Raw genomic sequence first — 8,181 nt, 5'->3', positions numbered from 1 at the left:
CCAGCCCCCTCGATCGAGACCGAACCAGCCACCTGGCCCGCCTCGACCTCACACTCACCGCCTGACACCGAATTAGGCAACGGAGTCCTTCAGGCGTACGACCCGCCGCACACCCAGCGGAGCCGAGAGCGCATGGTCGTACGGAACGCATGGCCGGATAGACGCTCTGACAGCGGGGTCACGCACGCTCAGCTTCGGATACGACCGGGCGGGACGGGAGATATCACGGAAGCTCGGCGGCGTGTTGCTGGCCCAGACGTGGGGCGGTGCCGACCGGCTCATCGAGCAGCAGATCAGCACCTCTGCGGACGGGGTCGCCCGGACTGTACAGCAACGGTCGTTCGGTTGGCAGGACGACCGACTCACGACAATCACTGACACAGCAGGGTTCTCCCGCAGTCTCACGCTGGACACTTCGGGCCGGATCACCGCCGTCACGGGCGCGAACTGGCACGAGGCCTATGCTTACGACCAGGCTGGGAACCTCACCCAGGCCGGGTGGCCAACACCGGCTGCACCCTCCCAGAACGACACTCTCGGCGAGCGCAAATACGCCGGCGCCCTTCTCGAGCGAGCGGGCCGGACCAGCTACGAGTACGACGGCCAGGGTCGCCTCGTCCGGCAGACCCGGCGGCTTCTGTCCGGCGGAACCCGGGTGTGGGAGTACTCCTGGGATGCTGATGACCGACTTCTCTCCTTGACCACACCGAGCGGAGAACAGTGGCGCTACCTCTACGATCCGTTCGGCCGGCGGGTCGCAAAGGACCGGCTGAGCGCCGACGGCACGAACGTGGAGGAGCAGACCGTCTTCGTCTGGGACGACACCCTTCTGGTTGAGCAAGTCCACACCAACCTCCGGGTCGGCACGGTGCAGACCACCACCTGGGACTGGGAACCAGAGGAACACCGAGCACTCGCACAGAGAGTGAGTCTGCGCGACGTCTCGCAGCGTGAGATCGATCGGCGCTTCTACATGATCGTCACCGACCTGGCCGGCACACCGACCGAACTCATCGACGAGCGTGCCGCAATCGCCTGGCGCGCCCGCAGCACCCTGTGGGGCCGAGAGGCTTCAACCTCGGACAGTCCCGTGGACTGCCCGCTGCGGTTCCCCGGCCAGTACCTCGACCGCGAGAGCGGCCTGCATTACAACCTCTACCGCTACTACGATCCCCACACCGCACGCTATTTGAGTCCCGACCCGCTCGGCCTCGAACCCGCCGCCGATCCATACGCGTACGTCGGCAACCCGCTGACCGAGATCGACCCGCTAGGACTGGCGAAGAAGGACAAATGCGAGATCATCATCCGCTACGGCAGTGAGGATGAAGCCAAGCAGGCCGTGGCCGCTAACGGCGGGAAGGGCGGCCTCGTACCGAAGTTCAAACCCCATCAGAACCAGCCGAAGTGGATCGCGAAGGCGAACGCCGACCTTAGCGCCGGAAATCTCGGTCAGCCCAAGCACTACACGCACAAGATGGAGTTCCGCTGCAAGCCCGGCGTGCTCGATTGGCTCAAGCAGTACGAAACCAAGCCCACAAATGAGCCGGGACGCTTCGAGGTACCAGCCAGCCAGATCGACAACTTCAACTCCTTCGTCGAGCAAACAACCGTTTCGAAGATCGACCGCGGCAACGCCGCGAAGCGGAGGCGGCGGTGATTCCCGCCGGTACCGGCCGTAGGCTCGGTCATGCCGATGTGAGGAGGGCAAATACAGTGAGGGAACAGACCGCGCCAGCTGGTCCAGGAGACCGCGTTCGGTTCCGGGCCGCTCTGTGGGCAGTAGGCGACCGATGGGAAACGGCCCCAGAACAGCTGGCCGCGGACGTGATCGACGGGCTGCTGGCGTTCGGTACGGAGACCCCCGAGAATCTCGCAGCCGCCGCACAACTCGACGTCGCGGCAGAGGAGGACGACTTCGGGCGCTCGGATCTCGGCCTCTGTCTCAAGGACTACGCGGTCCGCCTCGACCACGTGCTGTGGCTAGCAGACGGTGCCGACATACCGGAACAGGTGCAGGAGCGGTGGCCTGGCCTCCCCCAGCAGGAGTGGGACTGCGCTCTCCGGGTCGCGAAGCTGGTCCTATCCGCACTCGGGTCCCCCCCGATCCATGACAGCGAGGCGGCTCCACGCCCCGCTCAGGCCGAGTTCCGCGCGGCCCTGTGGGCGATCGGGGAGCAGCCTCATACGCCACCGGAGGAGCTCGGCGACAAGGTGACGGCGGCACTGCTCGCCTTCGCATCGGCGACGCCCGACAACCTGACGGCTGCCGAGCACCTCGGTGTCTCCGTACAAGAGGGCCAAATAAGTTGGGACATCGGTCTCTGCCTACTCCGGCCAGGGATTCGCCTGTCGCACCTGCTGGCCAGCGCGGTCGGCAGCACGATGCCGCCGACACTCTTGGAAGACCTTCCTGAGCTCATCCAGGAGGACTGGGACACCGTACTGACCGTGACCGCGCTGGTCCTGTCAGCATTGGAGTCGGATCAGCTCGAAACAGCGCCGAACTGATCCTGCCACGGCGCCCACACCGACTGGTCAGCAGTCCGGCGGCTCCCCCGATTCGGACGGTTTCTTCCCGCCCTGGCGGGACGGATCGGCCTCGGGAGCGGCGACGGGCGAGACCGTAAGCCGAAAGGATAGCTGCTGGGACGTCGAAGACGACGTCGTCGACTACGACACGGACGAGCACTGGGGCGCAGCATCCCTCATTCTCACCACCATGGGCGACATGGACGGGAACACCGCAGGCCGTCACCGCGCCTTCGGGTGGCCTGACACCTTGTCGGGCTCGGAAAGTCATCGCCGCAGGTGAAATGGGTGGGACGAGCCCGGCTGGCAGCATGTTCGCGTGATCGTTTCGATGCTGTACAAGGTGGCGCGCAGGCTGTTGTCCTTCCCCAAGGTGCTGCTGCGCTGTGACACCGCCAAGGAGGCGGAGCTGCTCGTGCTCAGGCACGAGAACACGGTGCTGCGTCGCCACCTCGCTGGCCCGGTGCGCTATGAACCGGAGGATCGGTTCTGGCTGGCGGCACTGTCCAGCCTGATACCCCGCCACCGTTGGCGGGCGGTCTTCCCGGTGACGCCTGGGACGCTGCTGGCGTGGCATCGTCGACTCATCGCGGCGAAGTGGGACTACAGCACATGGCGCACCCGCACCGGGCGGCCGCCGACGAGAGCGGCGCTCAAGAACCTCGTGCTACGCCTGGCTCGGGAGAACGCGGGGTGGGGCCACAAGCGGATCCAGGGGGAACTCGCCCGCCTCGGGCACCCGATCGCCGCATCCACGGTGCGGGAGATCCTCCACACTGTGGGCATCGACCCGGCTCCGCGCCGCACCGGCCCGACCTGGCGAGAGTTCCTCGCGGCCCAGGCCGAGGGCATCATCGCCGTCGACTTCTTCCATCTCGACACGGTGCGCGGTCAGCGCCTGTACGCGCTGGCGTTCCTCGAGCACGGCACCCGGCGCCTGCACAGCGCCGGCGTCACTGCCCTCCCCACCCGTGACTGGGTGGTGCAGCAGGCCAGGAACGTGGCCGCCGTCCTCGGCAGGCGCACGGAGTCCCTGCGCTTCCTGCTGCGTGACCGCGACGGCAAGTACGGGCAGTCCTTCGACGCCGTCTTCGAGGCCGAGGAGATGGAGATCCTCAAGAGCGCGCCGCGAGTTCCCCGGATGAACGCCCACTGCGAACGGGTGATCGGCAGCATCCGGCGTGAGGCACTGGACCATGTCCTCATCATGAACCAGGCCCACGCCCGGCACGTCCTGGCCGCCTACCAGCAGCACTACAACGAGCACCGTCCCCATCGCGCCCGCAACCAGCTACCACCCGACGCCCACGAGCAGACCACCGCCGCGGACGACCTCGAGAGCCGCAGACTCCTGCGCACCCGCGTTCTCGGCGGTGTCATCAACGAGTACCGATACGCAGCTTGACCAGCGGCGATGACTTTCCGAGCCTCACACGGTCCCAGGACACACCGTAGGAGCGGCAGGCGACTGGTCCATAATTCACTTTGCATCTCACTCCCCTCGGCGTCGACCGACGAATTTGCCGTAATAGGGAGGCAGGAGGATGTTCATCTGGCAAAACCCTGGCCTGGTCATGAAGTTCTTGAACTGCCGGGTGATAAATATTCCCTAGATGAAAACGACCGATGGGTCCAGGGGGTAATTAAGGCGCGCCAGCCCGTGTATGTTGCCTCGCCCGAGGAAGGAAACCTAAAAACGGGAAAGGTGAAGAGACCATATTTGCTCGGGAGCTAAGGCAGCTTGGTGAGGCGGGCTACACCCGGAGTGGAGACTACCTGTTTCCCCCGATGCAATAATCGAGAGCGTCTTGCTCCTGGCATCCAATCTGGCTAGAGTTCTCCAACTTTGCAGTCGATTCGTGGAGGTATTTGTGGCAGTCACAAACCGTATTGCTGCCGTGATTACGGACCAATATGGAGTGGAGGCGAGCTCTGTTATTTCACTACTGGAAGAAGCTGAGCTTAGGGTATTTGGTCAGGCTGCCAGCGAGAGGTTCGCAGCCGCTATTGTGATCGTCGCGAACGGTAGCATCGATAATCTTCTCGATGCGATTCGGCTTATGGAGATTGATTGGCGCGATCTGCTTGTTGAGGCAGAACTTGCAGATTCGGATTGGCTGTCAAAGGTTGACGATGCTTTTGGCAAAAATTAGCCCGGGGGATTGTGCTATCCGCTAAGTGGTCCGATTGAAATTAGAGAGGGCATCGACTTGCGTCTGGAGTGCTGGCCAAAATCGCTATATCGCTCGCGAGCGTGCCTGCCAGTCAGCAGACTTCTGATGGCAGCGCGCTGTCAGTCGCAGAGCACTAGTTGGACAGCCTAACTCCGCAACAACCTCTCCGCCGGGGCTGGGGTCCTACGGCACCAGCCCCGGCGGAGAGGGACGCACGTGAATGCCATTCGAATCTCCTGGCTGTGGACTCCGTTGCCGCCCTGATTTTGGTTTCCTGGTGTCTGGGCGACATTGCGCCTGCCGAGAATGCCATCCATGCAGCTCAAGGACTGGCCTGGTGGTTGCGGCAGGATGATCACTTGTGTTGCTTCGCTTGGCATACCTGACTGTCACCAACGCGCTTGCCGTCCTGCGGCTGCTGTCGATGAGCGACCGGGACAAGGACGTGGAGATCCTCGTGCTGCGCCATCAGCTCACTGTCCTTGAGCGGCAGCTCGGTGCGGACAGGGTGAGGTTCGCTCCGGAGGACCGCGCCTTGCTCGCTGCGCTCCTCGCCCCGCTGCCGCGCGAGGTGCTGCGCCGCCTGAGACTGTTGGTCCAACCGGACACCGTTCTTCGATGGCACCGTGACCTGATGAAGCAGCGCCACGCCCGCACCTGCCGGCCAAGACGACCGGGGCGACCGCCTACTGTCCGCTCGATCCGTGTACTGGTCCTGCGCCTGGTGCGGGAGAACCCGTCGTGGGGCTACAGGCGCGTGCACGGCGAACTCGCCACCCTCGGCATCAAGATCGCCGCCTCCACCATCTGGGAGATCTTCAAAGCCGAAGGGATCGACCCCGCGCCCGACCGCAGCGCCACCACCTGGGCCGACTTCCTGCGCTCCCAGGCTGACGCCCTCCTGGCGTGCGACTTCATCGAGACCGTCACCTTGACCGGCCAACGCCAGTACATCCTCGCGGTCATCGAGCACGCCACCCTCCCCCAGCCTTCGGCCGGGAGGTGCCCCCATCGTCCGCATCCTGGGAACCACCGCGCATCCCACCGCCCACTGGGTCGATCAGGCCGCCCGGAACCTGGTCATGGACCTCGAGGACGCTGGAGCCACCGTCAACTACCTGATCCGTGACCGAGATGCGAAGTTCCCGGCTCTCTTCGACCAGATCCTGGGCGACGCCGGCATCCAGGTCGTGCTCTCCGGCATCCGCGTACCGCGGATGAACTCCATCATGGAGCGCTGGGTGCAGACCTGCCGCCACGAGCTGCTGGATCGGACCTTGATCTGGAACGAACGCCACCTTCGCCACGCCCTGCGCGAGTTCGAGCAGCATCACAACGCGCACCGGCCCCACCAGGCCATGAATCAAGCGGCACCCCTCCGAGCGGTCCCCGAACCGATCACCGATCCCAGACAGATCTCCCGCCTGGACATACGCCGACATGACCGGCTCGGCGGAGTGATCCACGAGTACCGGCACGCCGCCTGACCTGGTCGGATGATGTATTCGGCAGCCGCAATGGTCGACGTCCTGCGCGACGCCAACCCCGAGATCAAGCGCCAGACCTACGCCGCTCTCGGCCTGCACTGCGACTACAACCACGCACAACGCAAAATGCAGGTCAGGATTGCTCCTGACCTGCATTCCCTTGCCAACAATGTTGGCGAATGGGTCGTGTCCGAGGGGGGACTTGAACCCCCACGCCCGATAAAGGGCACTAGCACCTCAAGCTAGCGCGTCTGCCATTCCGCCACCCGGACTAGGTGGTCCGCTCGGCCTGAGTAGTACCCGTTTCGGTAACCGCTCGTCGGCCGCGCTGACATGGATAACTGTAGCAAAGAACGGTGCGGGGTCCCAAAAGCCTGGGGGAGTGGGGGTGGCTGGGGGGTGGACGACTGGGATCGGGGAGGTTCGGCGCGAGATGCCCTTGGGGTGGCGGGGTGACTGGGGGAGGATGGCCGGAGCGCGGTCAGAGCGGCCGATGGACGAGGAGGGCGCATGAGCGAGTCGACGGTGGCGGGTGGGGCCCGGGTGAACGGCGAGTCGGAGGTCGCCGACATCTGCCGTGACCTGATCCGGATCGACACCAGCAACTACGGCGACAACTCCGGGCCCGGTGAGCGGGCGGCGGCCGAGTACGTCGCCGAGCAGCTGGCCGAGTTCGGCGTGGAGCCCACGATCATCGAGTCGGCCAAGGGGCGGGCCTCGCTGGTGGTGCGGATCGAGGGCGAGGACCGGTCGCGGCCCGGGCTGCTGATCCACGGGCACACCGATGTGGTTCCGGCCAACGCCGACGACTGGACGCACCACCCGTTCTCCGGCGAGATCGCGGACGGCTGCGTCTGGGGCCGCGGGGCCGTGGACATGAAGGACATGGACGCGATGACCCTGGCCGTGGTCCGCGACCGGCTGCGCACCGGACGCAAGCCTCCGCGCGACCTGGTGCTGGCGTTCCTGGCGGACGAGGAGGCCGGCGGCAGCTACGGCGCGCGGTTCCTGGTGGACAAGCACCCGGGGCTCTTCGAAGGCGTGACCGAGGCGATCGGCGAGGTCGGCGGCTTCTCGTTCACGGTCAACGACAAGGCGCGGCTCTACCTGGTCGAGACGGCCGAGAAGGGCATGCACTGGATGCGCCTGACGGTCGAGGGCCGGGCCGGGCACGGCTCGATGATGAACGACGACAACGCCATCACCGAGCTGTGCGAGGCGGTGGCCCGGCTGGGGCGGCACGAGTTCCCGCTGCGGATCACCAAGACCGTCCGTTCCTTCCTGGACGAGCTGTCGGACGCGCTGGGCGTGCCGCTCGACCCGGAGGACATGGACGAGACGCTGCGGATCCTCGGCGGCATCGCCAAGATGATCGGCACCACGCTGCGCAACACCGCACAGCCGACCATGCTGGGCGCGGGGTACAAGGTCAACGTGATCCCCGGGCAGGCCACCGCGCACGTGGACGGGCGGTTCCTGCCCGGGTACGAGGAGGAGTTCCTCGCCGAGCTCGACCGGGTGCTCGGCCCGCGCGTGAAGCGGGAGAGCCTGCACTCGGACAAGGCCATCGAGACCAGCTTCGACGGCGCGCTGGTGGACGCCATGCAGCAGGCGCTGCGGGCGGAGGACCCGATCGCCCGGGCCGTGCCGTACTGCCTCTCCGGCGGCACCGACGCCAAGTCGTTCACCGACCTCGGCATCCGCTGCTTCGGCTTCGCGCCGCTGCAGCTGCCGCCGGAGCTGGACTTCGCAGGGATGTTCCACGGCGTGGACGAGCGGGTGCCGGTGGAGGGTCTGAAGTTCGGCGTCCGGGTGCTGGACCGGTTCATCGACGCCTGCTGAGCAGGGGTTCCCGCGCCGGGAGCCGACCATGATCTCCTCTGATGTTCCGTCAATCTCCTGAGCCGGTTATCACCGGCGCGAGTGAGAAACCAACGGCCACCGTCCCCCGTTCGGCGGCGGCTCGTTCACTCATTTGGCGGCACGGG

5 protein-coding genes, 1 tRNA gene and 1 pseudogene are annotated in these 8,181 nt (G+C 65.7%); 6 read left to right on the top strand and 1 reads right to left on the bottom strand.

Going from position 1 to position 8,181, the window contains the following annotated elements; all coding sequences use genetic code 11:
* Positions 1-241: 241 nt before the first annotated feature.
* The 5 genes and pseudogenes from P3T35_RS13295 to P3T35_RS13275 all read left to right on the top strand — a co-directional run bounded on the left by P3T35_RS13295 (position 242) and on the right by P3T35_RS13275 (position 6,193).
* Positions 242-1,660 carry an RHS repeat-associated core domain-containing protein gene (locus tag P3T35_RS13295; RefSeq protein WP_101379482.1) on the top strand — a complete coding sequence of 473 codons (1,419 nt, stop codon included), beginning with the start codon at positions 242-244 and terminating at the stop codon, positions 1,658-1,660.
* A gap of 167 nt (positions 1,661-1,827) precedes the next feature.
* Positions 1,828-2,511 (top strand): hypothetical protein, encoded by a 684-nt coding sequence (locus tag P3T35_RS13290; protein ID WP_101379481.1) that lies wholly within the window; start codon positions 1,828-1,830, stop codon positions 2,509-2,511.
* A gap of 340 nt (positions 2,512-2,851) precedes the next feature.
* Positions 2,852-3,937 (top strand): integrase core domain-containing protein, encoded by a 1,086-nt coding sequence (locus P3T35_RS13285; RefSeq protein WP_101379480.1) that lies wholly within the window; start codon positions 2,852-2,854, stop codon positions 3,935-3,937.
* Positions 3,938-4,391: 454 nt separating this feature from the next.
* Positions 4,392-4,685: a hypothetical protein gene (locus P3T35_RS13280; RefSeq protein WP_143676759.1), complete on the top strand. Its 294-nt coding sequence runs from the start codon at positions 4,392-4,394 to the stop codon at positions 4,683-4,685.
* A 382-nt stretch (positions 4,686-5,067) separates the two neighbouring features.
* Positions 5,068-6,193: pseudogene (locus P3T35_RS13275) on the top strand (integrase core domain-containing protein).
* A 187-nt stretch (positions 6,194-6,380) separates the two neighbouring features.
* Here the strand turns inward: P3T35_RS13275 and P3T35_RS13270 are convergent.
* Positions 6,381-6,465, bottom strand: a tRNA-Leu gene (locus P3T35_RS13270).
* A 238-nt stretch (positions 6,466-6,703) separates the two neighbouring features.
* Between P3T35_RS13270 and P3T35_RS13265 the strand changes: the two genes are divergently transcribed.
* Positions 6,704-8,035, top strand: coding sequence for a M20/M25/M40 family metallo-hydrolase (locus P3T35_RS13265; protein WP_101379479.1), 1,332 nt, complete (start codon positions 6,704-6,706; stop codon positions 8,033-8,035).
* The last annotated feature ends 146 nt before the right edge of the window (positions 8,036-8,181 follow it).

This window comes from Kitasatospora sp. GP30 (genome assembly GCF_029892145.1).
Lineage (GTDB): Bacteria > Actinomycetota > Actinomycetes > Streptomycetales > Streptomycetaceae > Kitasatospora > Kitasatospora acidiphila.
This window is presented reverse-complemented; position numbering and strand designations above follow the sequence as displayed.